Origin of the sequence: Rhodococcus sp. T7, from assembly GCF_009872365.1 — a bacterium.
GTDB lineage: Bacteria > Actinomycetota > Actinomycetes > Mycobacteriales > Mycobacteriaceae > Rhodococcus_F.
Genome location: NZ_WXYH01000351.1, coordinates 22,826 through 48,059, shown reverse-complemented (window position 1 = coordinate 48,059; position 25,234 = coordinate 22,826). Strand labels below are relative to the sequence as shown.

At 68.2% G+C, this 25,234-nt stretch carries 34 protein-coding genes; 21 read left to right on the top strand and 13 right to left on the bottom strand.

What is annotated here, in order from left to right:
* Positions 1 to 245 (top strand): alpha/beta fold hydrolase (locus tag MLGJGCBP_RS34840; RefSeq protein WP_201453293.1); only part of this gene is annotated, 245 nt, incomplete at its 5' end.
* Positions 246 to 323: 78 nt separating this feature from the next.
* Here MLGJGCBP_RS34840 and MLGJGCBP_RS34835 read toward each other — a convergent pair.
* Positions 324 to 1,667 carry an NAD-dependent succinate-semialdehyde dehydrogenase gene (locus MLGJGCBP_RS34835; protein ID WP_160101524.1) on the bottom strand — a complete coding sequence of 448 codons (1,344 nt, stop codon included), beginning with the start codon at positions 1,665 to 1,667 and terminating at the stop codon, positions 324 to 326.
* 74 nt (positions 1,668 to 1,741) lie between these two features.
* On the bottom strand, positions 1,742 to 1,987 hold the full coding sequence (locus MLGJGCBP_RS34830; RefSeq protein ID WP_160101522.1) for a hypothetical protein: 246 nt from the start codon (positions 1,985 to 1,987) through the stop codon (positions 1,742 to 1,744).
* Positions 1,988 to 2,097: 110 nt separating this feature from the next.
* On the opposite strand from MLGJGCBP_RS34830, the gene dapA (MLGJGCBP_RS34825) reads away from it, so the two are divergent.
* The gene (gene dapA / locus MLGJGCBP_RS34825; RefSeq protein WP_160101520.1) at positions 2,098 to 3,003 is read left to right on the top strand and encodes a 4-hydroxy-tetrahydrodipicolinate synthase; all 906 of its coding nucleotides are present in this window, start codon (positions 2,098 to 2,100) and stop codon (positions 3,001 to 3,003) included.
* 71 nt (positions 3,004 to 3,074) lie between these two features.
* Here dapA (MLGJGCBP_RS34825) and MLGJGCBP_RS53335 read toward each other — a convergent pair whose 3' ends face one another.
* The 4 genes from MLGJGCBP_RS53335 to MLGJGCBP_RS53330 all read right to left on the bottom strand — a co-directional run bounded on the left by MLGJGCBP_RS53335 (position 3,075) and on the right by MLGJGCBP_RS53330 (position 5,316).
* Positions 3,075 to 3,197 (bottom strand): hypothetical protein, encoded by a 123-nt coding sequence (locus MLGJGCBP_RS53335; RefSeq protein ID WP_256973329.1) that lies wholly within the window; start codon positions 3,195 to 3,197, stop codon positions 3,075 to 3,077.
* Positions 3,198 to 3,244: 47 nt separating this feature from the next.
* On the bottom strand, positions 3,245 to 4,666 hold the full coding sequence (locus MLGJGCBP_RS34820) for a WS/DGAT/MGAT family O-acyltransferase (RefSeq protein WP_160101518.1): 1,422 nt from the start codon (positions 4,664 to 4,666) through the stop codon (positions 3,245 to 3,247).
* A 250-nt stretch (positions 4,667 to 4,916) separates the two neighbouring features.
* Complete coding sequence (locus MLGJGCBP_RS34815; protein ID WP_201453292.1) at positions 4,917 to 5,132, bottom strand: hypothetical protein; 216 nt, start codon at positions 5,130 to 5,132, stop codon at positions 4,917 to 4,919.
* Between the two features lie 61 nt (positions 5,133 to 5,193).
* Positions 5,194 to 5,316, bottom strand: coding sequence for a hypothetical protein (locus MLGJGCBP_RS53330; RefSeq protein WP_268960799.1), 123 nt, complete (start codon positions 5,314 to 5,316; stop codon positions 5,194 to 5,196).
* A gap of 109 nt (positions 5,317 to 5,425) precedes the next feature.
* Here MLGJGCBP_RS53330 and MLGJGCBP_RS34810 point away from each other — a divergent pair, with 109 nt between their 5' ends.
* The 3 genes from MLGJGCBP_RS34810 (at position 5,426) to MLGJGCBP_RS34800 (ending at position 8,010) form a co-directional block, all read left to right on the top strand.
* Positions 5,426 to 6,085, top strand: a complete 660-nt coding sequence (locus MLGJGCBP_RS34810) for a TetR/AcrR family transcriptional regulator (protein ID WP_160101514.1) — start codon at positions 5,426 to 5,428, stop codon at positions 6,083 to 6,085.
* Between the two features lie 29 nt (positions 6,086 to 6,114).
* Positions 6,115 to 7,305, top strand: coding sequence for a hemerythrin domain-containing protein (locus MLGJGCBP_RS34805; RefSeq protein ID WP_160101512.1), 1,191 nt, complete (start codon positions 6,115 to 6,117; stop codon positions 7,303 to 7,305).
* 408 nt (positions 7,306 to 7,713) lie between these two features.
* Complete coding sequence (locus MLGJGCBP_RS34800; RefSeq protein ID WP_160101510.1) at positions 7,714 to 8,010, top strand: MTH1187 family thiamine-binding protein; 297 nt, start codon at positions 7,714 to 7,716, stop codon at positions 8,008 to 8,010.
* Here the strand turns inward: MLGJGCBP_RS34800 and MLGJGCBP_RS34795 are convergent.
* The gene (locus MLGJGCBP_RS34795; protein ID WP_160101508.1) at positions 7,995 to 8,960 is read right to left on the bottom strand and encodes a helix-turn-helix transcriptional regulator; all 966 of its coding nucleotides are present in this window, start codon (positions 8,958 to 8,960) and stop codon (positions 7,995 to 7,997) included. The genes MLGJGCBP_RS34800 and MLGJGCBP_RS34795 overlap by 16 nt on opposite strands.
* Before the next feature lie 89 nt (positions 8,961 to 9,049).
* Here MLGJGCBP_RS34795 and MLGJGCBP_RS34790 point away from each other — a divergent pair, with 89 nt between their 5' ends.
* From MLGJGCBP_RS34790 to MLGJGCBP_RS34780, 3 genes are read left to right on the top strand one after another with little or no spacing between them, the layout of a single operon-like run.
* Positions 9,050 to 9,466 carry a VOC family protein gene (locus MLGJGCBP_RS34790; RefSeq protein WP_160101506.1) on the top strand — a complete coding sequence of 139 codons (417 nt, stop codon included), beginning with the start codon at positions 9,050 to 9,052 and terminating at the stop codon, positions 9,464 to 9,466.
* Position 9,467: 1 nt separating this feature from the next.
* Positions 9,468 to 10,058 carry a YdeI/OmpD-associated family protein gene (locus MLGJGCBP_RS34785; RefSeq protein ID WP_160101504.1) on the top strand — a complete coding sequence of 197 codons (591 nt, stop codon included), beginning with the start codon at positions 9,468 to 9,470 and terminating at the stop codon, positions 10,056 to 10,058.
* Between the two features lie 53 nt (positions 10,059 to 10,111).
* Complete coding sequence (locus tag MLGJGCBP_RS34780) at positions 10,112 to 10,666, top strand: DinB family protein (RefSeq protein ID WP_160101502.1); 555 nt, start codon at positions 10,112 to 10,114, stop codon at positions 10,664 to 10,666.
* Here MLGJGCBP_RS34780 and MLGJGCBP_RS34775 read toward each other — a convergent pair.
* On the bottom strand, positions 10,663 to 11,058 hold the full coding sequence (locus MLGJGCBP_RS34775) for an SRPBCC family protein (protein ID WP_160101500.1): 396 nt from the start codon (positions 11,056 to 11,058) through the stop codon (positions 10,663 to 10,665). The genes MLGJGCBP_RS34780 and MLGJGCBP_RS34775 overlap by 4 nt on opposite strands.
* Positions 11,059 to 11,201: 143 nt before the next feature.
* Between MLGJGCBP_RS34775 and MLGJGCBP_RS34770 the strand changes: the two genes are divergently transcribed.
* The 4 genes from MLGJGCBP_RS34770 to MLGJGCBP_RS34755 all read left to right on the top strand — a co-directional run bounded on the left by MLGJGCBP_RS34770 (position 11,202) and on the right by MLGJGCBP_RS34755 (position 14,984).
* Positions 11,202 to 11,888, top strand: a complete 687-nt coding sequence (locus MLGJGCBP_RS34770; RefSeq protein ID WP_160101498.1) for a HemK2/MTQ2 family protein methyltransferase — start codon at positions 11,202 to 11,204, stop codon at positions 11,886 to 11,888.
* A 133-nt stretch (positions 11,889 to 12,021) separates the two neighbouring features.
* Positions 12,022 to 13,368: a M16 family metallopeptidase gene (locus tag MLGJGCBP_RS34765; protein WP_160101496.1), complete on the top strand. Its 1,347-nt coding sequence runs from the start codon at positions 12,022 to 12,024 to the stop codon at positions 13,366 to 13,368.
* Between the two features lie 36 nt (positions 13,369 to 13,404).
* A complete protein-coding gene (locus tag MLGJGCBP_RS34760; RefSeq protein ID WP_160101494.1) occupies positions 13,405 to 14,511 on the top strand; it encodes an alcohol dehydrogenase catalytic domain-containing protein in 1,107 nt (368 codons plus the stop codon).
* 32 nt (positions 14,512 to 14,543) lie between these two features.
* A complete protein-coding gene (locus MLGJGCBP_RS34755) occupies positions 14,544 to 14,984 on the top strand; it encodes a YdeI/OmpD-associated family protein (RefSeq protein ID WP_160101492.1) in 441 nt (146 codons plus the stop codon).
* A gap of 21 nt (positions 14,985 to 15,005) precedes the next feature.
* On the opposite strand, the gene MLGJGCBP_RS34750 is transcribed toward MLGJGCBP_RS34755, so the two are convergent.
* A complete protein-coding gene (locus tag MLGJGCBP_RS34750; RefSeq protein ID WP_160101490.1) occupies positions 15,006 to 15,491 on the bottom strand; it encodes a MarR family winged helix-turn-helix transcriptional regulator in 486 nt (161 codons plus the stop codon).
* Between the two features lie 92 nt (positions 15,492 to 15,583).
* Here MLGJGCBP_RS34750 and MLGJGCBP_RS34745 point away from each other — a divergent pair, with 92 nt between their 5' ends.
* The 5 genes from MLGJGCBP_RS34745 to MLGJGCBP_RS34725 all read left to right on the top strand — a co-directional run bounded on the left by MLGJGCBP_RS34745 (position 15,584) and on the right by MLGJGCBP_RS34725 (position 19,301).
* Positions 15,584 to 16,201 (top strand): TIGR03086 family metal-binding protein, encoded by a 618-nt coding sequence (locus MLGJGCBP_RS34745; protein ID WP_160101526.1) that lies wholly within the window; start codon positions 15,584 to 15,586, stop codon positions 16,199 to 16,201.
* 103 nt (positions 16,202 to 16,304) lie between these two features.
* Complete coding sequence (gene dapB, locus MLGJGCBP_RS34740; RefSeq protein WP_087555770.1) at positions 16,305 to 17,063, top strand: 4-hydroxy-tetrahydrodipicolinate reductase; 759 nt, start codon at positions 16,305 to 16,307, stop codon at positions 17,061 to 17,063.
* Positions 17,060 to 17,539, top strand: a complete 480-nt coding sequence (locus MLGJGCBP_RS34735) for a hypothetical protein (RefSeq protein WP_160101488.1) — start codon at positions 17,060 to 17,062, stop codon at positions 17,537 to 17,539. Before dapB ends, MLGJGCBP_RS34735 begins: the two co-directional genes overlap by 4 nt.
* 24 nt (positions 17,540 to 17,563) lie before the next feature.
* Complete coding sequence (locus tag MLGJGCBP_RS34730; protein ID WP_160101486.1) at positions 17,564 to 18,022, top strand: flavodoxin family protein; 459 nt, start codon at positions 17,564 to 17,566, stop codon at positions 18,020 to 18,022.
* Positions 18,023 to 18,068: 46 nt separating this feature from the next.
* Positions 18,069 to 19,301: a winged helix-turn-helix domain-containing protein gene (locus MLGJGCBP_RS34725; protein ID WP_160101484.1), complete on the top strand. Its 1,233-nt coding sequence runs from the start codon at positions 18,069 to 18,071 to the stop codon at positions 19,299 to 19,301.
* A gap of 5 nt (positions 19,302 to 19,306) precedes the next feature.
* Here the strand turns inward: MLGJGCBP_RS34725 and MLGJGCBP_RS34720 are convergent, their stop codons facing one another.
* The 4 genes from MLGJGCBP_RS34720 to MLGJGCBP_RS52265 all read right to left on the bottom strand — a co-directional run bounded on the left by MLGJGCBP_RS34720 (position 19,307) and on the right by MLGJGCBP_RS52265 (position 20,717).
* A complete protein-coding gene (locus MLGJGCBP_RS34720) occupies positions 19,307 to 19,741 on the bottom strand; it encodes an SRPBCC family protein (RefSeq protein ID WP_015890414.1) in 435 nt (144 codons plus the stop codon).
* Between the two features lie 102 nt (positions 19,742 to 19,843).
* Complete coding sequence (locus tag MLGJGCBP_RS34715; protein WP_087555774.1) at positions 19,844 to 20,320, bottom strand: toxin-antitoxin system HicB family antitoxin; 477 nt, start codon at positions 20,318 to 20,320, stop codon at positions 19,844 to 19,846.
* 27 nt (positions 20,321 to 20,347) lie between these two features.
* Entirely contained in the window at positions 20,348 to 20,515 is a 168-nt protein-coding gene (locus MLGJGCBP_RS52270) for a tyrosine-protein phosphatase (RefSeq protein ID WP_236581542.1), read from the bottom strand.
* Positions 20,487 to 20,717 carry a tyrosine-protein phosphatase gene (locus MLGJGCBP_RS52265; RefSeq protein WP_236581541.1) on the bottom strand — a complete coding sequence of 77 codons (231 nt, stop codon included), beginning with the start codon at positions 20,715 to 20,717 and terminating at the stop codon, positions 20,487 to 20,489. The genes MLGJGCBP_RS52270 and MLGJGCBP_RS52265 overlap by 29 nt, the downstream gene beginning before the upstream one ends.
* A 150-nt stretch (positions 20,718 to 20,867) precedes the next feature.
* Here MLGJGCBP_RS52265 and thyX point away from each other — a divergent pair, with 150 nt between their 5' ends.
* The 4 genes from thyX to MLGJGCBP_RS34690 are packed head-to-tail and all read left to right on the top strand — an operon-like array spanning position 20,868 to position 25,194.
* On the top strand, positions 20,868 to 21,620 hold the full coding sequence (gene thyX / locus MLGJGCBP_RS34705) for an FAD-dependent thymidylate synthase (protein ID WP_087555775.1): 753 nt from the start codon (positions 20,868 to 20,870) through the stop codon (positions 21,618 to 21,620).
* A 43-nt stretch (positions 21,621 to 21,663) separates the two neighbouring features.
* Positions 21,664 to 22,572, top strand: a complete 909-nt coding sequence (gene dapA, locus MLGJGCBP_RS34700) for a 4-hydroxy-tetrahydrodipicolinate synthase (protein ID WP_087555776.1) — start codon at positions 21,664 to 21,666, stop codon at positions 22,570 to 22,572.
* Positions 22,569 to 24,545 carry a ribonuclease J gene (locus MLGJGCBP_RS34695; RefSeq protein WP_160101482.1) on the top strand — a complete coding sequence of 659 codons (1,977 nt, stop codon included), beginning with the start codon at positions 22,569 to 22,571 and terminating at the stop codon, positions 24,543 to 24,545. Before dapA (MLGJGCBP_RS34700) ends, MLGJGCBP_RS34695 begins: the two co-directional genes overlap by 4 nt.
* 25 nt (positions 24,546 to 24,570) lie before the next feature.
* A complete protein-coding gene (locus MLGJGCBP_RS34690) occupies positions 24,571 to 25,194 on the top strand; it encodes a TIGR03085 family metal-binding protein (protein ID WP_160101480.1) in 624 nt (207 codons plus the stop codon).
* The last annotated feature ends 40 nt before the right edge of the window (positions 25,195 to 25,234 follow it).

Genomic DNA, 25,234 nt, shown 5'->3' with positions numbered 1-25,234 from the left:
TCGTGCGATACGAACGCGCTCGGGACGCCGCGGCCGCGATCACCGTTCCCACGATGCTCGTTCGTGGCAAGCAATCCAACGTGGTCAGTGAGGAAGGCGCGAAGGAACTGCTCGAACTGATCCCGACCGCCAAGCTGATCGACGTCACCGGGGCCGGTCACATGGTCGCCGGCGACGACAACGATGTCTTCAGCGGCGGGTTGAAGGGATTCCTCGACGAAGACGTTGTCGCGGTCCGCCGCTGAAGACATCGAGCCCCAGACCACCAGAGGCGTCGATACCGACCTCCACCCCGAGCGTGTCGAAACTCGGGAGTCGATGGTTCAGCTGATGCGGATGAGTTTCTTGTTCACGAATTCGTCGATCCCGTATTTGCCGAGTTCGCGACCGAAACCGGAACGTTTGACACCGCCGAACGGCAGCTCGACTCCTTCGGCGCCGACGGCGTTGACGAACACCATGCCCGCGTCCAGCGAGTCGGCGACACGATCGGCCTGATCGGGGTCGGTGGTGAAGACGTAGGAACCGAGACCGAACGGGGTGTCGTTGGCCAGTTCGACGGCCTCGGCCTCGGAGCCTGCCTTGTAGACGGTCGCTACCGGCCCGAACAGTTCCTCCCGGTACGTGCGCGAATCGGGTGACACATTCGTCAGGACTGCGGGTGGGAAGAAGGCGCCCTGCCGTTCACCCTCGGACGCAATGGTGGCTCCCTCGGCGATCGCCTGCTGCACCTGCTCGGCCAGTCGGTCTGCGGCGGCGACCGACGACAGCGGCGCGAGGCCGTCTGCAGAGGCGAGTACCTCCGTGGTGAACTTGCCGACGAAATCGTCGTACAGGTCCCCGGCGATGATGAATCGCTTCGCAGCGTTGCAGGCCTGCCCGGTGTTTTCGAAACGACCTTCCACCGCCGCCTTGACGGTGGCATCGAGGTCATCGGAACTGAGCACGATGAACGGATCGGAACCGCCGAGTTCCAGCACCACCTTCTTGAGGTTGCGTCCGGCGATCTCGGCGACCGCCGCACCCGCACGCTCGGACCCGGTCAGCGACACGCCCTGGACTCGCGGGTCGGCGATCGCGTCGGCGATCTGCTCGTTGGTCGCGTAGACGTTGACGTAGGCGCCCTCCGGATATCCGGCGTCGCTGAAGATCTGGTGCAGCGCCGCCGCCGATTCGGGACACTGCGGTGCGTGTTTGAGCACGATAGTGTTGCCCAGCGCCAGATTCGGACCCGCAAACCGGGCCACCTGGTAGTAGGGGTAGTTCCACGGCATGATGCCGATCAGTACACCGATCGAGCGCCGGCGGATCAGCGCGGAACCGGTGCCCTCGACCAGGTCGATGGGCTCGTCGGCGAGGAACTTCTCGGCGTTGTCGGCGTAGTACTGGTAGATCGCGGCGCTGAAGTCCACTTCCCCCAGCGACTGATCGAGTGGCTTGCCCATCTCCCGCTGGATGATCGTGGCCAGTTCGTCGCGGCGTTCGGTGTGTAACTCGGCGACTCGCGTGAGTAGTCCAGCGCGCTCGGAAATCGTCGAGCGCCGCGACCACTCACGGTGCGCCCTGTCCGCCGCGGACAACGCCGCCTGCATCTCCTCGTCGGTGGCAGTCGGGTATTCGCGCACCGTCTTCCCGGTGGCCGGGTCCACTACTGCGTACAGGCTCATGTCGCGTCTCCTCGGAAGGGTCGGGTACCCCAGTATTACGCGCGACGAGGTGCTGCCGTGGGTAGTCACCGGGACTATTCGGTTGTGAGCTCGTGCATGCGGCCGTGGGCGACGGAGACGGCATCGGCCGAGCCCACCAGATCGCTGCCGTCGCGACTCACCGATGCCACCTCTCCAGGCCTGACATCCTGTGCCAGAACCACCTCAGAACAGCCCGGTGCTCCGATCGTGTTGCCGCACCGCATGATCGAGAACTCTTCCGCCGGTCCGAAAGGGTGGCGTTTCGCGACGGCCGCCGCGACCAGCTCACCGGTTGTCACGGCTACGACCGTGGCGGTCGTCGTCCGCCGGCCGACCTTGGTGGGTTGCAGTCAGTGAATAACCGGTTCGGTCAACGCTGTCGCCGTTTGATGGCGCATACACTGGGGCAATGACACTCCCGTCAGCGCCTGTCGCCCCGTTCGGGCGCGTACTTACCGCGATGGCTACGGCGTTCACCGTGGATGGCGAGATCGACGAGGAGGCGACTGCCCGAATCGCCCTGCACTTGGTCGACCACGGACACGACGGATTGGTCGTCTCCGGGACAACCGGTGAGGCCGCCACGACTACCACCGCCGAAGATGGCCGGATACTGCGAGCGGTCAAGGACGCGGTAGGCGACCGCGCCAAGATCATTGCCGGGGTGGGGACGAACGACACCCGCCACACGCTGGAATTGGCGCGCCAGGCTGTCATGCAGGGTGCCGACGGGCTGCTGCTGGTAACGCCGTACTACAACAAGCCGAGTCAAGGCGGGATACTGCAACACTTTCGCTACGTAGTGGATGCCGTCGATGCCCCCGTCATGCTCTACGACATTCCCAGCCGGGCCGGCACCAAGCTGGCACCCTCGACATTCGAGGCGATGGCGGACTGGCCGTCCGTGGTCGCGGTGAAGGATGCAGCCGGCGACCCCACACAAGCGATCATGCTGCGCGAATTGGGCTACGCGGTTTACTCGGGAGACGACAGCCTCACCCTGGGTTTCCTCGCGTACGGGGCCTGCGGGGTCGTCTCTGTTCTCGGTCACGTGGCGGGCGACGAGATTCGCGCCATGATCGGGGCCTTCTTCTCGGGGGACGTCGAAACCGCGCGGGAGATCAATGCCCGCCTGCAGCCGGCTCTGCGTGCGGTAATGGGGGTCCCCAACTACGGTGCGACGACGGTCAAAGGGGCGCTGCAGTTGCTCGCTGTCCTGCAGAACAGAACCGTGAGGTCCCCGCTACTTGCTCTCGACGACGGCGAGTACGAAGCGCTTCGGACGGGACTGCTGGCGTCAGATTTGCTGCGCTGACCGGGCCGAGTGGGCACTGAGATCTGGATCGACTCATGCGACCACCCACCTGCGTGGCGTGATCGATTGTGTCAGCCGTTGGCGTGGAAGGGGACGCCGTGTCCGCGGTGGCGCGGGGTGGGGCGGTGGAGGATCGTGTGGAGGGCGGCGGTGCCGCCGAGTAGCAGTAAAAGCAGTGCCTTGTGGATGTTCATGGAATTCCTTCTCCTGGGCGGACGCCGGTGTTGTGGCGTCGGTGGTGTTACAGGCCGACGACGTGTTCGAGGGCGTCGAGTTCGGTGTCGAGGTGGTCGAGCATGTGGTGCAGGTTCGGGATGGTGCGCCGGCAGCCGGTCAACCCGAATACGAGTTGGTCGTCGCTGCTGGTGCAGGTGATGTTCAGGGCTTGTCCGGTGACCGGGATCGACAGGGGGTAGAGGGAGTCGAGGCGGGCGCCGTTCCAGTACAGAGGGGTGTCGGGTCCGGCGACGTTGGAGATCACCAGGTTGAACGGCGGCCGCTGTGGTCCTCGCCGGCCGAGGAGCATTTCGATACCGAGGGGGGCGGCGCCGACGGCGCTCATCGCCAGCACTTGGGTGGGGCTCATCGCGCGGAGGGCGTGTTTGCCTTCGCGCATGCAGGTGCGCACGGTGTCGAGGCGGTGGGCGGGGTCGGGTAGGTGGGTGGCGAGGTTGCACATCAGGACCCCGATCCGGTTCCCGTTCGCGGATTCCGCATCGGTGCCGGAGGTGTTGGGGCGCAGGGACACCGGGACCATCGCGATCAGTGGATCGGTCGGCAGCGCACCGAGGTCGTGCAGGTAGCCGCGCAGTGCTCCTGCGGACATCGCCAGGATGATGTCGTTGACGGTGGCGTCGGCGTGCTTGGCGAGCAGTCGTATCCGTTCGAGTGGCCAGGTGCGGGCGGCGAAGTGGCGGGCGCCCCCGATCGCGACGTTGAAGATCGTGTGCGGTGCCTGCGTGGACAGCGGGCCGCCCTTGGCGCGTAGGGCGCGTTCCACGGTGCCGGCCAGTGCCGGTGCCAGGCCGACGACCTCGCTCGACGCGTCGCGGGCGCCGCGCAGGACCTGACCCGGTAGGCCACGCAGGCTTGTCGGCGTCGATGATCCAGGTTCTGGCGGGGCAGTGTCGGTCGGGGTCACGGGTGTGGCGGGTTGCCAGGGGGCGGGCATGCCCGTGCGGGTGGGGTCTTCGCTCATGCTGCGGCGCAACAGGTTCATCGCCGATGCGCCGTCGGCGAGGGCGTGGTGGATCTTGGTGTATACCGCGTAGCGGCCGTCGGCGAGGCCTTCGATCAGGTGCATCTCCCACAGTGGGCGGGTCCGGTCGAGTGCAATTCCGTGTAGTCGGGCCACCAGGGTCATCAGTTCGGGCATGCCGCCCGGTTGGGGGAGGGCGTTGCGGTGCACGTGGTAATCGACGTCGACGTCGGTCGCGGTGTCCCAACCCCACTGTCCCAGGGTGGTTACCGATCGTCGGGCCTGCTTGCGGAAGAGCGGTGCCACCTCGTCGGAGGTTGCAGCCGTCTCGAACATCGCCCCAATGTCGGCCGCGTCGGCGCCGTCCGGCGGAGTGAATACCGCCAGGCCGCCGACGTGCATCGGATGTTCCCGCGACTCGCCGAGGAGGAACAGCGAATCGGTCGGCGACATCGGCAGCAGCATGTGAGGTGTCCCTTCCGGCCCCGCTCGCACACCCGCACTGCCACTGCGGGGTTCCCGGGAACCTTGTGTTCAGCTCTAGGTAATCGAGTTGTAAGGTAACGGTCAGGTGTGGTTCATGTCACAATCTGGCATCCCTCATTCAGTTGTACAGGACGCGCGGACAACCGCGCGAGGCCGAAAGTCCCGGATAGGACAAGTCGGGCAAGTGAACAGTCGGCCAGGCGGGGGACGCGTCACCGTCGATACCTTCTCAGTGCTGTCCGTCCGTGCCTACTCCTGTCGCCGAAACGTCTAATACCGCTGTGAGCGTGGAACTTACGGGGAGCATCAGCACGTGGCCGGCGAGCGTCAGGCCGTCGCCCGTGAGCAGGCCGAGCCACAGCAGGGGGAACAGAACGACGAACGCGAGATACGTCGCCAGCCCCATTTCGGCGATGGCGGGCCACGAATGGCGCCGCCATGCCATCCACGTCAGGTGGGACGTTCGGAATCGACGGTGCTCACCGCCTGCTCCCTGCACTGTGGGATCAGGGTGCGGTGGCGATTGCGTCCTCGCGGACGCCGACAGCGGTGTCTTCGGCGAGCTGCCCCGCCCCGGCGTACACGGTCGCCGGCACCACCCCGCCGATCGCGGTTCTCCAACCGGCCACAGTGTGCTGGAAGAGGGTGTTCCTCGACCGCGTTCGGGCCCGGACGAGCGCGTCGCTTAAATCACCTGAACAGGGTTGTATTGAAAACGTATGCGTTCTAGAATTGGGTATGGCGACGGTCGAGCCCGATTCGGCGGTGCCGGGCGGATCCGGGACCCGCCGGTACCGCTCTCCACTGCGTCGCATGCAGGCAGCGCAGACGCGGGCGGTCGTGCTCGAGGCCGCCACCCGGTTGTTCGCCGAGCGCGGCTGGGCCGGCACCGGAGTGCGGGATGTCGCGCGGGCCGCGGAGGTTTCCGTCGAAACCGTCTACGCGACATTCGGATCCAAGGCCGACTTGTTGAAAGCGGCACTGGAGGTTGCCATCGTCGGCGATGACGCTCAGGTGCCGTTGGCCGACCGGCCCGTCTACACGGCGATCGGAACGGGGCGCACGACCGGTGACCGCATCGAGTCGGGTGCGCGCCTGATCGCCACGATCAACGAGCGCACCCACCGCCTGGCCGTGGCAATCCGCCAGGGTGCGACGACCGATGCCACGCTCGCCGCGGTGGCCGCCGACCTGGAGGGGCAGCGCCGGCGCGCGGTCGCCGACGTTGCAGACCTGATCGTGGGTCGTCACGCCGATCCAGGTCAGGTCGACGAACTATGGGTCCAGGCCCACGACCAGGTCTACGCCCTGCTCGTGGGCGAATGCGGTTGGAGTCGCGTCCGTTACGAGTCGTGGTTGACCGACCGCATCGAAGAAATCCTCGGCCGCCCGGTGTGACACACCGGCGTCATTGTCTGGAGTAGGTCATGACAACCGACACTCTGCAATCTGTCGACACTCGCATCATGCGCATCGTCCACAACGCACTGCGCCGTGATATCGCTCGCTCTGCGCAGGTATTGCGCACAGCACCTCCGCCCGCGCAGACCCAACGGGTCGCCCTCGCAGATCATCTCGTGTGGATGATGCATTTCCTGCACCTGCACCACAGCGGTGAGGACCGCGGGCTGTGGCCGCTGGTCCGTGAGCTGAACCCGGATGCCGGGGCACTGCTCGACGCGATGGACGCCGACCATGCGCGGATCCGCCCCGAGATGGAGCGGGTCACCGCTGCGGCAACCGAATACCGTGTGCATCCGACTGCCCGAGAAGGACTTTCGCATGCTCTCGCCGCTCTCGAACAGGTTCTGTTGCCGCATCTGCAGCGTGAGGAGGACGAGATGATGCCGGTCGTCGCCCGAACTCTGACCCGTTGTCGGTGGGACGACGTGGAAGAGCAGGTGTTCATCGCCTCGAAGACCAAGCGGGAGCTGGGGATCGAAGCTCACTGGATTGTCGACGGTGTCGATCGGGAAGACTACGACGTCACCGTTCACAAAGTCGGTCCCGCCACCCGGTTCATGCTGCTCCATGTATTCAAGCGACCGTATCGGCGGGCGTGCGCCGCCCGATGGGGCGCCGACCTCGACGTGAGCCCCCGGATCCACCAGCCACCCCGCACCGAGGGCTCGGTGGAGCTGTGGATCGACGTCCCGGCACGGCAGCTGTACGACATGGTCGCCGACGTCACCCGCATCAACGAACGCAGCCCCGAGTGCCGCAGTTGCGCGTGGCTACCGGGACTGTCGCCGGGGACCGTGGGCGCCCGATTCCGGGGACGCAACCGCGCGCATCACATGCGATGGTCCCGGGTCTGCGAAGTGGCCGCCGCCGATCCGGGCAGGAAATTCGAATTCCACACCGTGTCGGATCGGCGCAACCCGCTGTACCACGACTCGACCACCTGGTCATACACCTTCAGTGCGGATGGCGACGGGACCCGGGTGACGCATTCGTATCGGATCGACGTACTGCCGTACCGCCCGCTGCTCTCGCTCTACGCACGCCTCCAGCCGCAGCACCGGGACATGCGGCCGCAGATGCGGCAGAATCTCGAGGCGCTGCGGCGGCAGGCACACGCCGGCACGCATGCAGGGTCCCTGCCCCGAACGGCCTAGTTCGGAGGCATCGGCCGGCGCGCTCCCACTCGCGTCCGTTGCCTTATCTGGATATGCGGGGTAGACCTGAGGTACGGATCCACGACAGACCAAGGTCGGACCGGAAGAGAAGATTCCACCTCTCGGTCGTGGCGCCCAGCACGAGTTGTAGGCACCCACGCAAAAGCACGGCCCACTAACTGGGCTCAGCGCGGTGGGCTTGCGTCAGGTGGGGGGATGCCTGACGCCGAGGCCGCATTTGACCCCGCGCAACCATGCAGCTTGGTAACCAGATGTTCGTGCTCGCGGGCGGCGTCCCCTTGATCAGGGTCGCCGCCCGACGTATGTCTGTGGAACGTCCGCGTAGCAGCGGAGACCGGGACGAGGTGATTCGATGGTGGTCATCTATTCCCACGACAAGGAGAGCGCATGCTGGTGGCATTCAGCGTCAGCCCGATGGGCGGGGACTCCGACAGTGTCGGTGCTGCCGTCGCCGCGGCGGTGCGGGTGGTCCGCGAATCCGGGCTGCCCAACGAGACCACGTCGATGTTCACCACCGTCGAGGGTGAGTGGGACGAAGTGATGGCTGTCGTGAAGCGCGCGACGGACGTTCTGCTCGAACAGTTTCCGCGGGTCAGTCTGGTGCTGAAGGCGGATATTCGTCCGGCGCGGAGCGGTCAACTGCGGGCGAAGGTCGAGACCGTGGAGCGCTACCTGAGCGACTGATCGTCCTCGCCGGCGTACCGGTGGGCGAGTTCCGCGCCGATTCGGGCGAGTTCGGCGCGGACCGCACGCGGTTCGAGCACCTCGACCATCGCGCCCCAGCCGGCGAGGTTTCGGGCGATGTCCAACGGGGTCGGTGCGGCGAGACGCACCCGGGCGCGACCGTCGTCGCTCTCACCGTCCGGGTGGCAGTGCCGACTGAAGTGATCGCGCAGTATCGGCACGAACCTGGCGTCGATGAGCACGGTCGCCCACGTCGTGGAGCGCCGTTGCTCCACCTCGCCGACCACGTCGTCCCACGCCGCGGCGAGCGTGAAGTCGTCGGGGCGCTCGGCGGGCTGCTCCGTCGATTCGGCGTGGACGATGCGGTCGACCCGGAATGTTCGCTGCCCCCGTTCGGTCCCGGCGAGCAGGTACCAGATGTCGTCCTTGTCGACGAGACCCCACGGGTCGACCAATCTTTCGGACCGTTGCCGTGCGCTGTTGGTGTAGGTCAGGCGGACTTTCCGACGCCGGATGACGGCGGCCTGCAGTAGGTCGACCATCTCGGGTCTGTGGCGGTCGCGCTCGCCCCACCGGGTGGGATCGATCATGGTGGCAGTGGCGGCGGCCTCGGCGTCGGCGCGGAAGGTCTGCGGCAGCGCCCGCACGAGTTTACGCAGCGCCGTTTTGGCGTCGCCCGACACGGCGGCGGCCGGGCCGACCAGCAGGAACAGGGCCCGGGCCTCGGTCGCGGACAGCCCGCTGAGGTCGGTGCGAGCGCCGCCGAGAAGCGACCATCCGCCGCCGCGCCCGGACTGCGGGTACACCGGGATCCCCGCGGCCGACAACGCCTCCAGGTCTCGGCGCGCGGTGGCAATGGACACCTCGAGTTCCTCGGCCACTTCGGCGGCGGTCACCCGGCCCCGGGACTGCATCAGCAAGAGGGTGGCGACGAGTCGGTCAGCGCGCATGTTCTCAGTTTCCCGCGAAAAGTGCTCAACTGGTGAGCACTTTGAGTCGGAGGATGGATCTTGTCACCGACCGAGGAAAGGAACCACCGATGTTGCGAGGACTCACCACCGTCAACTTCTACGCCGACGACCTGACGGCCGCCCAGGCCTGGTACACCGAACTGCTCGGAGTCGAGCCGTATTTCGTGCGCTCGGTGGCGGGGGCGCCCGCCTACATCGAGTTCCGGATTGGCGACTACCAGCACGAACTCGGCATCATCGACAGCCGATTCGCCGGACCGGACCGGTCGCGCGACGCCGAGAACACGATGACCTACTGGCACGTCGACGATCTGGAGGCGGGTGTCGAGCGGCTGCTGTCCCTGGGGGCCACCTTGTACGGGAAGCCGGTCGAGCGCGGGCCGGGATTCGTCACCGCATCCGTGACCGACCCGTTCGGGAACATTCTCGGCGTGATGTTCAATCAGCACTACCTGGACATTCTCGCGTCGGAGGCGGGGGTGTGACGTGGACACCGTCGTCGCTCGCACGACCGCGCAGTGGCGTGCATGGCTGTCGGAGAACAGCCGGTCCGAGAAGGAGGTCTGGCTGATCATCCACCACAAGGACAGCGGGACGCCGAGCGTGCGCTATCACGAGGCGATTGAACAGGCGCTGTGCTTCGGATGGATCGACGGCCTGCACCGCACGCACGACGCCCACAGTTCGCGGCTGCGCTTCACGCCCCGCACCGCGCGCAGTTCCTGGAGCCGGGTGAACCGGCAGCGCGCGGCGAGGATGATCGAGCAGGGACTGATGACCGAGGCCGGTCACGCGGCCATCGATCTGGCCAAGTCGAAGGGGACCTGGGAGAACGCGGCGAACGGCGACAACTCGGTGGTCCCCGGCGATCTGCGGGCAGCGTTCGCGCGAAACGAGGTTGCGCACGCGAACTTCGAGAAGTTTCCGCCGTCTTCGACACGGTTGATCCTGCAGTGGATAGCGTCAGCCAAGAAGCCGGACACGAGGAAGCGGCGGATCGAACGGACGGTCACGCTGGCTGCGATGAATCTGCGGGCCGATCATCCGGGTGTTCGGATCCGGAACGGTGTGCAGTAGCAAATCACGAGAAATTCGACGTCCGGTCGGCGACCGGGAGAGGGGAGAATCGAATGAACTGGCCGCACGAACTCGCCGATCAGCTCGGCTGGCACTGGGAGCACCAGTTGCGCCCCCGGCTGGCGGGTCTGACCGACGACGAGTACTTCTGGGAGCCGGCCCCGGACTGCTGGAGTGTGCGGCCGAGAGGCCGCTCGCAGGCTCCCGTTCAGGCCGGCAGCGGGGAGTTCACCATCGACTTCGCCTTCCCCACGCCGGACCCGCCCCCGATCACGACCATCGCCTGGCGGCTCGGGCACATCATCGTCGGCGTCTTCGGCATGCGGATCGGCAATCACTTCGGCGGGCCGCCCATGGACTATGAGACGTTCGACTACGCCGGCACCGCTGCGCAGGCGCTCACTCAGCTCGACGAGCAGTACGACGCCTGGTGTGAAGGCGTACGGGGCCTGGGAACCAGCGGTCTCGCCCAGCCGTGCGGGCCCAGCGAGGGACCGTTCGCGGACTACCCGATGGCGGCGCTGGTGTTGCACATCAACCGCGAAGTCTTCCACCACGGTGCCGAAGTGGCGCTGCTGCGAGATCTGTACCTGCGACGACCGGCCTAGCGTTCGCCGGCGACGCGGGCGAGTCGGCGGACGAGAGTCCGCACGACCGGGCCGTAGGTGACGCCGAGCACCGCATCGAGTGGCCCCGGTGCGGACATCGTCATCGTGATCCGCGAACCGGTGCCGCGGGGCTCGACGGTGTGATCGAGCGTCATCGGTCCCACCCGCCAGGTCCAGGAGCGGCCGGGTGTCTTGGCCGAGATGGATGCGGGAACAGGCACGATCCAGAGCAGTCGTGCCGCGCCGCATCTGCCGGCCTCGATTTCGGGGAATCCGAGACCCCACGCGCCGCGCACGTGCGGCGCCCACTCGGGCCAGCGCGCGGGTCGGGCGACGAGCGCCCACGCGGTGTCCGCCGGGGCGTCGGAATCAGCTGAGAAGGAATGCGGCACGGGGGAGGAGTACCCGGTTTCGGCCCCGGCCGATGGCGCAGAGGGGGTGGACGTGAACAACGGGTGAATTGGGCCGTGTCGAGTTGCGTGTAACTCGCCGTACTGGCCACGCTTGTAGGGAACGGCGAGGGAGGGAGCCGATCATGCTCGTTCGTCTACCCGGGGTGTATTGCCCCCAGCGCGACACGTGGCTGCTCGCCGAGGCGCTGGCCGCCCGAGATCTCGGACCGGGCACCCGTGTGCTCGATCTCTGCTGTGGCACAGGGGCGTTGAGTATCGAGGCGTGCGCGGCGGGGGCCGGCTGGGTGACCGCGGTCGACGTGTCGCGCCGCGCCGCGATCAGTACGTGGCTCAACGCCAAACTGAGCCGCCGGACCATCCGTGTGGTGCGGGGCGACCTGGTGGACGCCGTCCGGACCCTTCGATTCGACGTGGTGGTGGCGAACCCGCCCTACGCGCCCGCGACCGACGACGGAAGGCCGGGCCGGGTCCTCGCGCAGGCCTGGGACGGCGGCGTCGACGGGCGCGCCGTGCTCGACCGGATCTGCAGCGAAACCCCGGACCTCCTCGCTCCCGGCGGCACCCTGCTCCTCGTCCAGTCGACGCTCAACGGGGTGGACAAGACGCGGGCGATGCTGGAAGAGCGGGGACTGCGGGTGGATGTCGTCGCGTCGGAGGACGTGCCGTTCGGTCCCGCGCTCACGTCCCGCACGAGGATGCTGGAGGCGCGAGAGCTGATCCGGCCCGGCCAGCGCACCGAGCGCATCGCCGTGCTGGCGGCGACCGACCTGCGGTCCGGCACCACCCGGCACCGACACACCCGACGCTGAAAGCCGCGGCCCGGCTGTATGTTGCGCGGTGGTGGTCCGCGAGTTCGGCGAGGCTGGTGAACCGCTGTCGGGCGCCGCGTGTAAAGTTTGCCGTTCGACGACGCCCAGCTTTCGAGGACCGCTGAACCACTACATGGCCAAGATCGATCGCAGCCGCACTGCCGCACTCACCCAAGCGCCGACACTGCACGAGCCGGATGCCGGCGTCCGGCGCACCGTGCTCCCCGGCGGGCTCCGGGTGGTCACCGAATACGTTCCCGGTGTCCGATCCGCGTCCGTGGGCGTCTGGGTGGGTGTCGGATCACGCGACGAGCAACCCACCGTCGCCGGGGCCGCCCACTTCCTCGAACATCTGCTGTTCAAGGCCACGCCGTCGCGCAGTGCTCTCGACATCGCGCAGGTGATGGACGGTGTCGGCGGCGAACTCAACGCCTTCACGTCCAAGGAGCACACCTGCTTCTACGCGCACGTGCTCGACGACGACCTACCGCTCGCCATCGACCTCGTCAGTGACGTCGTCCTGCGCGGCCGCTGCCGGTCCTCCGACGTGGACGTGGAACGTCAGGTGGTCCTCGAAGAGATCTCGATGCGCGACGACGACCCGGAAGACCTCCTCGGCGACGCGTTCCTGACCGCCCTGTACGGCGACCATCCGGTCGGCAGACCGGTAATCGGCAGCGTCGAATCCATCGAGTCGATGACCCGCACCCAACTCCACTCGTTCCACGTGCGGCGTTACACGCCGCCGCGCATGGTGGTCGCCGTCGCCGGCAACGTGGAGCACGAACACACGGTCGAATTGGTGCGGCGCGCGTTCGCCGGGCACCTCGAATCGGCGTCCGAACCGGCTCCCCGCCGCGCCGGCACCCTGCGCCTGCGCACGGAGCCGGCACTCAGCCTGACCAACCGGGACAGCGAACAGGTCCACCTCTCGCTCGGGGTGCGCGCGTTCGGGCGGCACGAGTCCCACCGCTGGGCGCTGTCGGTACTCAACGCCGCTGTCGGCGGCGGGCTCAGTTCCCGGCTGTTCCAGGAAGTGCGGGAGATTCGCGGCCTGGCGTATTCCGTGTACTCGGGCATCGACACGTTTTCGGACACGGGTGCGTTCTCGATCTACGCCGGGTGCCAGCCGGAGAACCTCGGCGAGGTCACCACGGTGATCCGCGAGGTGCTGTCGAACGTGGCCGCCGAGGGCATCACCGACGCCGAGTGCGCCCGCGCGAAGGGTTCGCTGCGGGGCGGACTGGTTCTGGGGCTGGAGGATTCGGGTTCCCGGATGCACCGCATCGGTCGCAGCGAGCTCAACTACGGCAATCACCGCAGCATCACCGAAACCCTGAGCAAGATCGACGCGGTCACCACCGACGAGGTGCGCGACGTTGCGAGGGTCCTGCTGCAGCGCCCGTTCGGCGCCGCCGTCGTCGGACCGTATCGTCGCAAGCGTGACCTTCCGGCCTCGGTGCGCGGCATCGTCCGGTAACGAGGATTCGCCGAACACCGACAGGAGCAGCCCGAGATGAAGATCCGTGGAGCGGTACTCGAGGAGATCGGGAGAACGCGTCCGTTCGCCGAGTCGGCGCCGATCTCGATCTCCGAACTCGACCTCGACGAACCCGGTGCAGGCGAGATCCTCGTCCGGATCGAGGCCGCGGGTCTGTGCCACTCGGATTTGTCCGTCGTCGACGGCAACCGGGTGCGCCCGGTCCCGATGCTCCTCGGGCACGAGGCAGCGGGACGGATCATGCAACTCGGCGCCGGAGTCGACGACGTCGCCGTGGGGCAGCGCGTGGTGATGACGTTCCTTCCGCGCTGCGGGGAGTGTGAGGGCTGCGCCACGGACGGCCGCATGCCGTGCGTGCCCGGAACCAGCGCCAACAACGACGGAACCCTGCTCGACGGCGGAGCGCGACTGCACCGCGGCGACGACCCCGTGCACCACCACCTCGGGGTGTCCGGATTCGCGACGCACGCCGTCGTCAACCGGCGGTCCGTCGTTCCCGTCGGCGACGACGTCCCCGCCGACGTGGCGGCCGTGCTCGGATGCGCCGTCCTCACCGGCGGCGGCGCCGTCCTCAACGCGGGCGATCCGCGTCCCGGCGAGGCGGTGATGGTCGTGGGGCTCGGCGGCGTGGGAATGGCCGCGATCCTGACCGCAGTCTCCCGGGGTGCCGGCGACGTCATCGGCGTCGACGCCGTTCCCGAGAAACTGCAGACCGCACGTGAACTCGGAGCGACGGCGGTCTACACCCCGGCGGAACTCGAAGAGGCCGGTGTCCGGGCGCCCATCGTCATCGAGGCCGCCGGAAACGCCCGAGCCTTCGAATCGGCCGTTCGCGCAACCGCTCCCGGCGGCAAGACGATCACCGTCGGACTGCCGTCCCCGGACGCGCGGTCGTCGATCTCCCCGCTCACCCTGGTGGCCGAGGCCCGCACGATCATCGGCAGCTACCTCGGCTCGGCGGTGCCGTCCCGGGACATCCCGATCTACGAGGACCTCTGGCGGTCCGGGAAGCTTCCCGTGGAGAAACTCATCTCCTCCCGCATCACGCTCGGCGACATCAACCGCGGCATGGACGAACTCGCCGACGGAAAGGCGATCCGGCAGATCATCGTGTTCGACTGACCCGGCGGCCGGTCGCGGGCAGAATTCTGCCCATGAGGTTTCGCACCACCATCGAGTTGGGCGGCAAGACCGCGACCGGGTTCCGGATCCCGGAGAGCGTCGTCGCGGACCTGGGATCGGGCAAACGCCCTGCGGTCCGGATCACGATCGGCGGCTACACCTACCGCACCACGGTCGCACCGATGGGCGGCGTGTTCATGATTCCGCTCAGCGCCGAGAACCGGTCCGGTGCGGGGGTCGCGGCAGGCGACGAGGTGGACGTGGACGTCGAACTCGACACCGCACCCCGGGTCGTCACGGTGCCACCCGACTTCGCCGAGGCGCTCGACCGGCAGCCGGACGCGCGGAAGGCGTTCGACGCACTGTCGTACAGCAATCAGCGCAGGCACGTGCTCTCGATCGAGGGCGCGAAGACGGACGAGACCCGGCAGCGCCGGATCGGCAAGGCCGTGGACACGCTGCGCGAGGGCTGAGGCGGGTCCACGCGATCTCCGTCAGCCGGCGTCGCCCCGGCGTCCCGTGACGTCCTCGACGGACAGTGCCGACAGCGCGATCAGGCCTGCCAGAAAGCCCGCGCGCTGCCGCTCCGGCAACCGGGCGAGCAGTCGCTCCTCGCCCCGCCGGATCGCTGCCTGCGCCGAATCGCGCACCCGATGCCCGTCCGGGGTCAGCGACAGCAGCCGGGCCCGGCGGTCCGCGGGATCCCGCTGCCGGTCGATCAGACCACGATCCTGCAGTTCGTCGAGCACGCCGATGATCCGGGTCTTGTCGGCACCGATCGCCTCCGCGAGCGCGGCCTGGGTTCGTAGCGGGTGCTCGTCGAGGGCCAGGAGCACGACGTAGCCCCACATGGTCAGCCCGTGCTCCGCGAGCACGGGGAGTTCCGCCGCCACCAGCGACCGGTTCAGGGCGGTCGTCATCGCAGCCAGGTCGGGGCGGGTGCGCTCGTGCTGTCCGTTCGTCGGGTCGAGGCTCGGCATATCGCAGAAAATACACCTTGACCGATCGTCTGCTTGAGTAGATGATAAGCAAGAGCATATTAATTCGGTTCGAAGGATGGACGGTGCCGACGATGAATGTGGACGAGGTCCGGCGCTGGGACGCCCGCGCCGTGGAGACGAGTGTGGAGATCGTGTCGCACGTGACGAGCCGAGACCTGCAGCGCGCGACACCGTGCGCGCAGTGGACCCTCGGCGAACTGCTGGCCCACATGACGGTGCAGCACCGGGGGTTCGCCACAGCGGCCGCGGGCAACGGGCCCGACCTGTCGCATTGGCGGCCGCACGTGTCGGCCCACCCCGTTGCCGACTACCGCGCGGCGGCGGACGCCGTCATCGGGGCCTTCGCCCGCGACGGCGTCGGGGAGTGGAAGTTCTGGCTGCCGGAGATCGGCACGGAGTTCCCGTTCCCCGCGGCTACCGCCGTCGGGTTCCACTTCCTCGACTACGTCGTCCATTCGTGGGACGTCGCACGGTCACTCGGGATCGACTTCGCGCCCGAATCCGGCATGGTGGCCGCGGTTCTCCCCATCGCCCGCCTGGTGCCGGACGGCGCGGACCGACTGCGCGAAGGCGCCGCGTTCGCGCCCGGACTGCCCGTCGGCGCCGACTCCGCCGATTTCGACTCCGTCCTGTCGCTGCTCGGCCGATCACCGCGGTGGCACGCCGAATACGAGACCCGCCGCGCGTGAGGAGGAGACGCAGGTCTCCCGCCCCGCCCCTGCGCAGCGGTCGGCACCCGGCGATTGCGTAGGCTTTCGGGCGAATCGTTGTGACTGGACGGAGCGTGGAGAAGTGAGCGCAGCAGCACCCATCAGGGTCGGGGTTCTCGGGGCCAAGGGCAAGGTCGGCCGGGCGATCTGCGAGGCGGTGGAGCAGGCACCGGACCTCGAACTCGTCGCGGAGGTCGACCACGGCGACCGGCTCGAGTCGTTCGTCGAGGCCGGCACGCAGGTCGTCGTCGACTTCACCCACCCCGACGTGGTGATGGACAACCTGAAGTTCCTCGTCTCCAACGGCATTCATGCAGTGGTGGGCACCACCGGGTTCGACGACACCAGGCTCGACACCGTGCGGTCGTGGGTGGCGGAGCGCCCCGAGGTCGGTGTTCTGATCGCCCCCAACTTCGCGATCGGCGCCGTCCTCTCCATGCGCTTCGCCGAGGCGGCAGCACGATTCTTCGATTCCGTCGAGGTCATCGAGTTGCATCACCCCAACAAGGCGGATGCGCCGTCCGGCACCGCCTACCGGACCGCCGCCCTCATCTCGGAGGCACGTCGCAAGGCCGGCGTCGGACCGAGCCCCGACGCCACCACTACCGAACTGGACGGGGCGCGCGGCGCCGACGTGGACGGCGTGCGGGTGCATTCCGTGCGGCTGGCAGGTCTGGTCGCCCATCAGGAGGTCATCCTCGGCACGCAGGGCGAGACGCTGACCATTCGCCACGATTCGATCGACCGCAACTCGTTCGCGCCCGGCGTCCTCCTCGGTGTCCGGGAGATCGGCAACCGCCCGGGGCTCACCGTCGGTATCGACCCCCTTCTCGACCTGTGAAGGACGGCTCGACCAAGACGGTCGTCACGATCGGACTGCTGGTCGCGGCCCTGGCGTTCTACTTCGTCCTGCTCGGCAAGCGCGGCATCGAGCTGATCCAGGACGGCGGGGTGGCGGCGATCGGGCTGGGCATCGGCGTCCTGATCCTGCCGTTCCTGGGTGCCTGGATCGTCTACGCCACGCTGCGCGCCGGATTCCAGCACCAGCATCTGTCCCGCCGGATCGCCGACGAGCGACTCGAACTGGACGTCACCGATCTCCCGAAGCGTCCCTCGGGCCGCATCGACCGGGATGCGGCCGACGCACTGTTCCAGCAGGTCAAGTCCGAATGGGAAGCAGACCCGGACAACTGGCGGAACTCGTACCGGCTCGCGCGCGCCTACGACTACGCCGGCGACCGCGGCCGGGCCAGGGAAACGATGAAACGAGCCGTGGAACTCGAACGCGTCGAGCGGGAAGCCGGGTCCGGCCGGTAGGGCACCGGTCGTACGCTGACGACTGTGAAGTCGCTACTCGTCGTCCACCACACGCCGTCGCCGGTGACCCGTGAGTGCCTCGAAGCCGTACTGAAAGGCGCCCGGGACCCCGACATCGACGGGGTCGAGGTGAAGTCGATCCCCGCACTCGGCGCGACCGTCCCCGACGTCCTCGAAGCCGACGGGTTCCTGTTCGGGACCTCCGCCAACTTCGGCTACATGTCGGGTGCGCTGAAGCACTTCTTCGACACCGTCTACTACCCGTGCCTCGACGCGGTCGCCGGGCGTCCCTACGGGCTCTGGGTGCACGGCAACAACGACACCGCCGGGGCCGTGAAGTCGGTGCAGAAGATCGTGACCGGGCTGGCGCTCACCCAGGTCGCCGAGATCCTGGAACTGACTGGGTCCCTCGACGCGAGTGCGCGGGAGCGGTTGTACGAACTCGGAGCGACGGTGGCGGTCACGCTGGCCGAGGACGCCTGAGCACGTCGCCGTCGACTGTGTCGGTGGCCGATGGCAAGCTTCGGGCATGCGTGAGATGACCGCCGCCGCTGCCCGGAGATCGGCGCTCTGGGCGCAGGGGTTCGCCGACCGGAAGCCGGCCGGTGCACCGACGCGCAGGCACGTCCGGTCGGTTCTCGACCGCGTGCGGCTGTTCCAGATCGACTCGGTGTCGGTGGCTGTGCGCGCCCACTACGTCCCGCTGTTCAGTCGCCTCGGGGTGTACGACCGCGGGCTGGTCGATTCGGCGGCGTGGTCGCATTCCGCCCGCGCGCCCCGCATGCTGGCGGAGTACTGGGCGCACGAGGCAGCGTTCATCCCGGTCGAGGACTGGCCCCTGCTGCGCTGGCGGATGCACCGGTACCGGCACGGACGCTGGTCCGGCGAATCCCGCGTACTCGACCGCAATCCCACGCTCGCCGCCGACGTGCTCGACGTGATCGGGGCCGTCGGTGCATGCAGCGCAGGCGACGTGGAGAAACACCTCGAGGTCGACCGGCCCGACCGCAAGGGTCCGTGGTGGGATCGCAGCGACACCAAGGTGGTGTGCGAGCAGTTGTTCGCGTCCGGCGCGCTGGCGGTCGACAAGCGCGTCGCCTTCACCCGTCACTACGACCTCACCGAACGGGTCCTGCCGAAAGCAGTCCTCGCCGAGGATGTTTCGGAGGAGGACGCCGTCCGTGGCCTGGTGCAGCGGTCCGCGCGGGCCCTCGGTGTGGCCACCGAACCCGATCTTCGCGACTACTACCGGCTGTCGCCGGCGCAGAGCGCCGCGGCCGTCGAGGACCTCGTCGAGGACGGTGTGCTCGAACGGGTCGGGGTCCGGGGCTGGGAGGCACCGGCATTCGTCCACCGCGACGTCCGGGTTCCCAGAAAGGTGGAGGGGGCGGCGCTGCTGTGCCCGTTCGATCCGCTGGTCTTCTGCCGTCCCCGCACCGAGCGGGTATTCGACTTCCGGTACCGCCTCGAGATCTACACCCCCGCGCACAAACGTGTCCACGGCTACTACGTTTTCCCGTTCCTGTTGAACGGTGAACTGGTCGCGAGGGTCGATCTCAAGGCCGACCGCGCGTCGGGAACGCTCGAAGTGCGATCCGCGTTCGTCGAACCCGACCGGAGTCCCGGGCACGTGGTGGAGGCGCTGGTTCCGGAACTGCGAAGAATGGCAACGTGGTTGGGTCTGGACGACGTCCGGGTGGACGACCGCGGCAACCTCGGTGCCCTCCTCGCGGCCGAGGCGTCGCGACCGCGAGGAGAGTAGAGCCTCTAGAGGCTCTCGACGAACTTCGTCAGGCCCTTGCTCGCGGTCTCGAGCGCCGTCTTCTGTGCCTTCTTCACGAGGAACCCCGGCAGCGGAATCTTCGGGTCGACCGTCAACTCGAACGTCACCTTGGTGCCGGCGCCGGACTCGGTGAGGACGTACGACCCGTCCTGGGCGTTCTGCTGGCCGCTCTCGACGAGGTGCCACGACACCGTGTTGTCTCCCTCGAACGTGTAGTCGACGACCTGCTCGTCGCTGATCCCGAGGATGGAGACGCTCATCCGGACTCGGTGGGGGCGGCCGTCGTCGTGTGTGCTCTCGATGGTGACCGACTTGTGGGCCGAGGACCACTCGGGCAGGCGATCCACCGCAGCGATCGCGGCCATCACCGTGGCCGGATCGGCCTTGATCTCGAATTCCTTGACGCCGGATACGGCCATGTTCTTCGCTCCTTCGAGCCCGTGGCGACTCTCACCGTGTGGCTGATGCGACGTAATTACATCACCGCCGCCGACGGGCGCGTGGAGTGAGTGCACCGGCGCTCAGAAATCGCCTCTCCCGTTCCGCCGCATCTGGTCCTTGAGCGCGCCCTGGACCGCTTGCGACACCCAGGAATTGAGCGACACCCCGTTCTGGGAGGCGGCCTCCTCGGCCTTCGACTTGATCTGATCCATGAGGCGCAGAGTGACGCGGCTGATGTCACCGGTGACGTCATCGAACGCGGCACCGAGGTCCTCGGCGGTGGCGGTGCGTTCCCCACCCGGCCCGGGCTGGGCGGGGGTGCGGTGCACGTCGACGGCCACCTCGCTGCCGTCCAGGCGCACGCCGACGGTGCGATTGCCGAGTTCGGAAGACACCTCTCCGGCGAAGTCGGTGAGCGCCGAGAGGAGAAGCAGCCGTGCGGCGGGTTCGACCGCGGCGGCGAGCGCCGCCGCGGTCGCCCGCGTCTGCTCGTCGCCGAGTGCGGCTGCTGCGTTCAGGTCGTCTCGCAGCCGGGAGACGTAGATGCCGAGGTCCATGACGCCAGCATGACGTCAACTGTGACGTCAGTCAAGCAGTCGCGACTTCATCTTGGTGACGTCAGCCTCGGACAGTGTCAGTCCATCCGACACATACGCGTCGAAGCTGCCGTACGTGGCGACGGCCGTGTCGAAGGCGGTGTCGAGCCAGGCCGGTCGACACCGTTCAACCCCGGAGGTTCCGGGTCGGCCCACGGTAGGTGTTGCTGAGCAGATAGTCGGCGTTCACCGTCTCGTGCGGAGTTCCTCGACCGCGGTCGCGTTCGAGGAAACGGACCACGCCGCCGTCGGCCGTCGAGTATCCACCGATGTCGCGGGCGTTGCGGGCACCGTCGAGTCCGAGTGAGCGCCCCGCAGTCGCGGGCTGCGCCGGGCCCTCGGCAACGGAGGGTCCCATCGCGGCCGGGCCTGCGAGAGCCGGGGGAGTGACCCCGAGAACGCACGGAACCGGGCCGGGGCACGCCGCGCCCCCCGCCGGCGCTGCGACTAGGGTCGATGCATTCAGGAGGGACTCCCGACCAGGGAGTTCGGTAGGAGGATCAGCGCAGTGCCGCAGACCGTGCCGCTCAGGGTGCAACTCGTCGCGAAGACGGAGTTCTTTCCACCGGCGGACATCCCGTGGGAGACCGACGCCGACGGCGGCGAAGCGCTGGCGGAATTCGCGGGCCGGGCGTGCTACCAGAGCTGGTCCAAACCCAACCCCCGCACCGCGACCAACGCCGGCTATCTGCGCCATCTGCTCGAGGTAGGGCACGAGTCGGTCCTCGAACACGGCACCGTCAGCTTCTACATCACCGGCATCTCCCGCTCCTGCACCCACGAGCTGATCCGGCACCGCCACTTCTCGTACTCGCAGCTGTCGCAGCGCTTCGTTCGGGAGAACGAGGGGAACGTCGTCGTCCCGCCCGCGATCGCAGGCGACCCCGAACTCGAGGAGCTGTTCGCGAAGGCCACCGACGCCAGCCGGACGGCGTACGGCGAACTCCTCGAGGCCCTCGAATCGAAACTGGCCGACACCTCCAACGTGCCGCTGCGCAACAAGCAGGCGAGGCAGGCCGCGAGGGCCGTCCTGCCCAACGCGACGGAGACCCGAGTGGTCGTCACCGGCAATTACCGGGCCTGGCGGCACTTCGTCTCGATGCGGGCCACCGAGCACGCCGACGTGGAGATTCGCCGCGTCGCGGTCGAGTGCCTGAGGCAGCTGCAGGCGGCAGCACCGAATGTCTTCGGCGACTTCGAGGTGTTGGACTGGGGCGACGGCACGGAGGTGGCGCGGAGCACGTTTTCCGCCGACGCGTGACTGGTGTGCAAAAGTACCTGGGTCACCGGGTAGCCTTCTGACCATGACCTACGGTGATTCCGCTTCTCCAGTCGAGCGTCCGTTCGGCACCGTGTCCACAGCGATGGTGACGCCGTTCACCTCGGACGGAAAGCTGGACGTCGACGCCGGTGTCCGCCTCGCGGCGTACCTCGTCGACAACGGGTGCGACTCCCTCGTGCTCGCCGGCACGACCGGTGAGTCGCCGACGACTACCGAAAACGAGAAGCTCGAGCTGCTCCGGGCGGTCATCGACGCGGTGGGCCACCGCGCGAAGATCATCGCCGGCGCGGGCAGCAACGACACCGCGCACAGCGTCGAACTCGCCCGTGACGCCGCCCGCGCGGGCGCGCAGGGCCTCCTCGTCGTCACCCCCTACTACTCACGTCCGCCGCAGGCCGGGCTGTTCGCGCACTTCACCGCCGTCGCCAACGCCACCGACCTTCCGGTCATGCTCTACGACATTCCACCCCGCTCCGTGGTCCCCATCGAGACGGAGACCATCCGGCGGCTCGCCGAGAACCCGCGCATCGTCGCGGTCAAGGACGCCAAGGGCGACCTCAACGCGGGCGCCGAACTGATCGGCACCACCGACCTCCAGTTCTACTCGGGTGACGATCCGCTCAACCTGCCGTGGCTGTCGGTGGGCGCTACGGGATTCGTCAGCGTCATCGGGCACCTCGTGCCCGGCCGGCTGCGTGAACTGCACACCGCTTTCGCGGCCGGGGACATCGCCCGCGCCCGCGCCATCAACCTCAGCCTCATCCCGGTCATCCGCTCGGTGGCGCGTCTCGGCGGCGTCAGCGCGTCGAAGGCGGGTCTGCGCCTGATCGGCCTCGACGTCGGTGAACCCCGGTTGCCGCAGGTGGCGCCCACACACGATCAGATCGATCTCCTGGCCGCCGATCTGCACGCTGCGGGGGTGCTCGCGTGACCCGACCGCCTCGTCGTCGCAGCGCCAGCCGCCAGGCAGGTCCCCCTTCCCCCACAGCGAACGAGCCGACGCCGTCGGCGCCCGTCGCTGCGGAACAACCGAAGTCGGCACCCGTCGTGGCCGACGAGCCGAGTGCCCCGAAGTCGGAGCAGGCCAAGTCGGCGCCCGTGAAGGCCTCGTCCACGAAGGGGGGCGCCGCCAACAAGTCGACGTCGCGCTCCGGCCGTCGCGGCGGCGGCAACAAGCGTCAGGATTCGCGGCCGGCCGCGGTCGATCCGACGGCCCGGCTCGGCGCCCCGCCGAAGGCCCCGTTCAAGGGTCTGCGGGTGGTCGCTCTCGGCGGCATCGGCGAGATCGGCCGCAACATGACCGTCTTCGAGCACCAGGGCAAGCTGCTCATCGTCGACTGCGGTGTGCTGTTCCCGGAAGACCAGCAGCCGGGTGTCGACCTGATCCTCCCGGACTTCCGGCACATCGAGGACCGCATGGACGACGTCGAGGCCGTCGTCCTCACGCACGGCCACGAGGACCACATCGGCGCCATCCCGTTCCTGCTGCGCCTGCGTCCGGATCTGCCGGTCGTGGGTTCGCGGTTCACGCTCGCGCTCGTCGCGGCCAAGTGCCGCGAGCACCGCCAGCGTCCCAATCTCGTCGAGGTCGTCGAGGGGCAGCGCACCGAACACGGCCCGTTCGAGTGCGAGTACTTCGCGGTCAACCACTCGATCCCCGACGCCATCGCCGTCGCGATCCGGACCGACGCCGGCGTCGTGCTGCACACCGGCGACATCAAACTCGACCAGTTGCCGCTCGACGGCAGGCTCACCGACCTCGCCGGCTTCTCCCGCCTAGGCGACGAGGGTGTCGACCTGTTCCTCGTCGACTCCACCAACGCCGAGGTGCCGGGATTCGTCACCCCCGAACGTGAGATCGGGGGAGTGCTCGACAACGTCATCGGCAAGGCCAGGCAGCGCGTGATCGTGGCGTCGTTCGCCAGCCACGTGCACCGCATCCAGCAGGTCGTCGACGTCGCCCACCGGTACAACCGGCGGGTCGCGTTCGTGGGCCGGTCGATGGTCCGCAACATGCAGATCGCGCAGGACCTCGGATACCTGAGCGTCCCGGACGGTCTGGTCGTCGACATCGACACCGCGGCCAACCTGCCCGACGACCGGCTCGTCCTCATCTCCACCGGTTCGCAGGGTGAACCGTTGTCGGCGCTGTCGCGGATGGCCCGCGGTGAACACCGGCAGATCAACATCCGGGCCAACGACCTCGTCGTGCTGGCCTCGTCGTTGATCCCCGGCAACGAGAACTCCGTGTTCGCCGTCGTCAACGGCCTCGCCAAGCGCGGCGCCACCGTCGTCACCCAGCAGAGCGCGAAGGTGCACGTCTCCGGTCACGCCTCGGCGGGCGAGCTTCTGTACCTGTACAACGCGGTCCGGCCCACCAACGCGATGCCGGTCCACGGCGAATGGCGTCACCTGCGCGCCAACGCCGCCCTCGCGAAGGCCACCGGTGTGCCGGAGGAGCGGATCGTGCTCGCCGAGGACGGTGTGGTGGTCGACATGGTCGACGGTCTCGCCGAGATCGTCGGGCAGGTTCCCGTCGGGCACGTCTACGTCGACGGTCTGTCCGTCGGTGACGTCGGCGACTCCACGCTGTCGGACCGGCTGGTCCTCGGTGAGGGCGGGTTCATCGCGATCAACGTCGTCATCGACGACCACACGGGGCGCGCGGTCAGCACTCCCGAGGTGTCCGGGCGCGGATTCTCCGACGACCCGACGGCCCTCAAGGACGCGGCGCAGCTGGTCGAGGCGGAGCTGCTGCGCCTGGCCACCGAAGGCATCAACGACGCTCACCGCATCGCCCAGGCGATCCGGCGCGTCGTCGGCCGATGGGTGGCCGACAAGTACCGTCGCCGGCCCATGATCGTCCCGACCGTCATCGCGGTGCCGTCGGCGGAGGGCAAGTAGTTCTCCGACAGGTACATTCGGTCGGGTGACCTTCGCCCGAGATGAACGCCTCGCCCTCGTTGACTCGATGGCCGAATTCGGTCCCGACGCCCCGACCCTCTGCGGGACGTGGACCAACCGGGATCTGGCCGCCCACCTGATCGTGCGCGAACGACGCCTCGACGCTGCCCCGGGCATAGTCGTGGGCCTGCTCGCCGGGTACACCGAACGCGTCCAGAACGAGACGGCGACGCGTCCGTGGAGCCGGCTGCTGGACGACGTCCGGTCGGGCCCGCCGAGGTGGTCGCCGATGTACTGGGTGGACGCGCAGGTGAACCTGGGGGAGATGTTCGTCCACCACGAGGACGTGCGCCGAGCCCACGACGGATGGGAGCCGCGCGTGCTGCCCGGCGAGCGTCAGGACGCGCTGTGGGGTCTGGCGCGCAAGGTCGGCAAACTCGGCTACCGGCACGCCCCGGTGACGGTGGTGCTCGAGCGGCCGTCCGGGGAGCAGGCCACCGTCCGCACCGCCGGCACCGGCCGGGTGGTCCTGCGGGGGGAACCGTCGGAACTCGCCCTGCACGCGTTCGGCCGGAATCAGGTGCGGATCGAGACCGAGGGTGAGGCCGCCGACATCGAGGCCGTGACCTCCCTCGACCGAGGGTTCTGAGGCCATTTCGACGCAGCTCTATCGCTGTTACGGGTGTTGC

Excerpts from the sequence above, each read along its gene's own strand:
- MLGJGCBP_RS34820 (WP_160101518.1), bottom strand. The coding sequence starts at position 4,666 with ATGCTGCTGCCGATGTCGCCGACCGATTCGCTGTTCCTCCTCGGCGAG.
- MLGJGCBP_RS34760 (WP_160101494.1), top strand. The coding sequence starts at position 13,405 with ATGAAGATCCGTGGAGCGGTACTCGAGGAGATCGGGAGAACGCGTCCG.
- MLGJGCBP_RS34770 (WP_160101498.1), top strand. The coding sequence starts at position 11,202 with ATGCTCGTTCGTCTACCCGGGGTGTATTGCCCCCAGCGCGACACGTGG.
- MLGJGCBP_RS34745 (WP_160101526.1), top strand. The coding sequence starts at position 15,584 with ATGAATGTGGACGAGGTCCGGCGCTGGGACGCCCGCGCCGTGGAGACG.
- MLGJGCBP_RS34780 (WP_160101502.1), top strand. The coding sequence starts at position 10,112 with ATGAACTGGCCGCACGAACTCGCCGATCAGCTCGGCTGGCACTGGGAG.
- MLGJGCBP_RS34755 (WP_160101492.1), top strand. The coding sequence starts at position 14,544 with ATGAGGTTTCGCACCACCATCGAGTTGGGCGGCAAGACCGCGACCGGG.
- MLGJGCBP_RS52265 (WP_236581541.1), bottom strand. The coding sequence starts at position 20,717 with ATGGGACCCTCCGTTGCCGAGGGCCCGGCGCAGCCCGCGACTGCGGGG.
- MLGJGCBP_RS34715 (WP_087555774.1), bottom strand. The coding sequence starts at position 20,320 with ATGGACCTCGGCATCTACGTCTCCCGGCTGCGAGACGACCTGAACGCA.
- MLGJGCBP_RS34795 (WP_160101508.1), bottom strand. The coding sequence starts at position 8,960 with ATGCGCGCTGACCGACTCGTCGCCACCCTCTTGCTGATGCAGTCCCGG.
- MLGJGCBP_RS34750 (WP_160101490.1), bottom strand. The coding sequence starts at position 15,491 with ATGCCGAGCCTCGACCCGACGAACGGACAGCACGAGCGCACCCGCCCC.
- MLGJGCBP_RS34835 (WP_160101524.1), bottom strand. The coding sequence starts at position 1,667 with ATGAGCCTGTACGCAGTAGTGGACCCGGCCACCGGGAAGACGGTGCGC.
- MLGJGCBP_RS34725 (WP_160101484.1), top strand. The coding sequence starts at position 18,069 with ATGCGTGAGATGACCGCCGCCGCTGCCCGGAGATCGGCGCTCTGGGCG.
- MLGJGCBP_RS34765 (WP_160101496.1), top strand. The coding sequence starts at position 12,022 with ATGGCCAAGATCGATCGCAGCCGCACTGCCGCACTCACCCAAGCGCCG.
- dapA (WP_160101520.1), top strand. The coding sequence starts at position 2,098 with ATGACACTCCCGTCAGCGCCTGTCGCCCCGTTCGGGCGCGTACTTACC.
- MLGJGCBP_RS34810 (WP_160101514.1), top strand. The coding sequence starts at position 5,426 with ATGGCGACGGTCGAGCCCGATTCGGCGGTGCCGGGCGGATCCGGGACC.
- MLGJGCBP_RS34815 (WP_201453292.1), bottom strand. The coding sequence starts at position 5,132 with ATGGCATGGCGGCGCCATTCGTGGCCCGCCATCGCCGAAATGGGGCTG.
- MLGJGCBP_RS34720 (WP_015890414.1), bottom strand. The coding sequence starts at position 19,741 with ATGGCCGTATCCGGCGTCAAGGAATTCGAGATCAAGGCCGATCCGGCC.
- MLGJGCBP_RS53335 (WP_256973329.1), bottom strand. The coding sequence starts at position 3,197 with ATGAACATCCACAAGGCACTGCTTTTACTGCTACTCGGCGGCACCGCC.
- dapA (WP_087555776.1), top strand. The coding sequence starts at position 21,664 with ATGACCTACGGTGATTCCGCTTCTCCAGTCGAGCGTCCGTTCGGCACC.
- MLGJGCBP_RS34800 (WP_160101510.1), top strand. The coding sequence starts at position 7,714 with ATGCTGGTGGCATTCAGCGTCAGCCCGATGGGCGGGGACTCCGACAGT.
- MLGJGCBP_RS34805 (WP_160101512.1), top strand. The coding sequence starts at position 6,115 with ATGACAACCGACACTCTGCAATCTGTCGACACTCGCATCATGCGCATC.
- MLGJGCBP_RS34790 (WP_160101506.1), top strand. The coding sequence starts at position 9,050 with ATGTTGCGAGGACTCACCACCGTCAACTTCTACGCCGACGACCTGACG.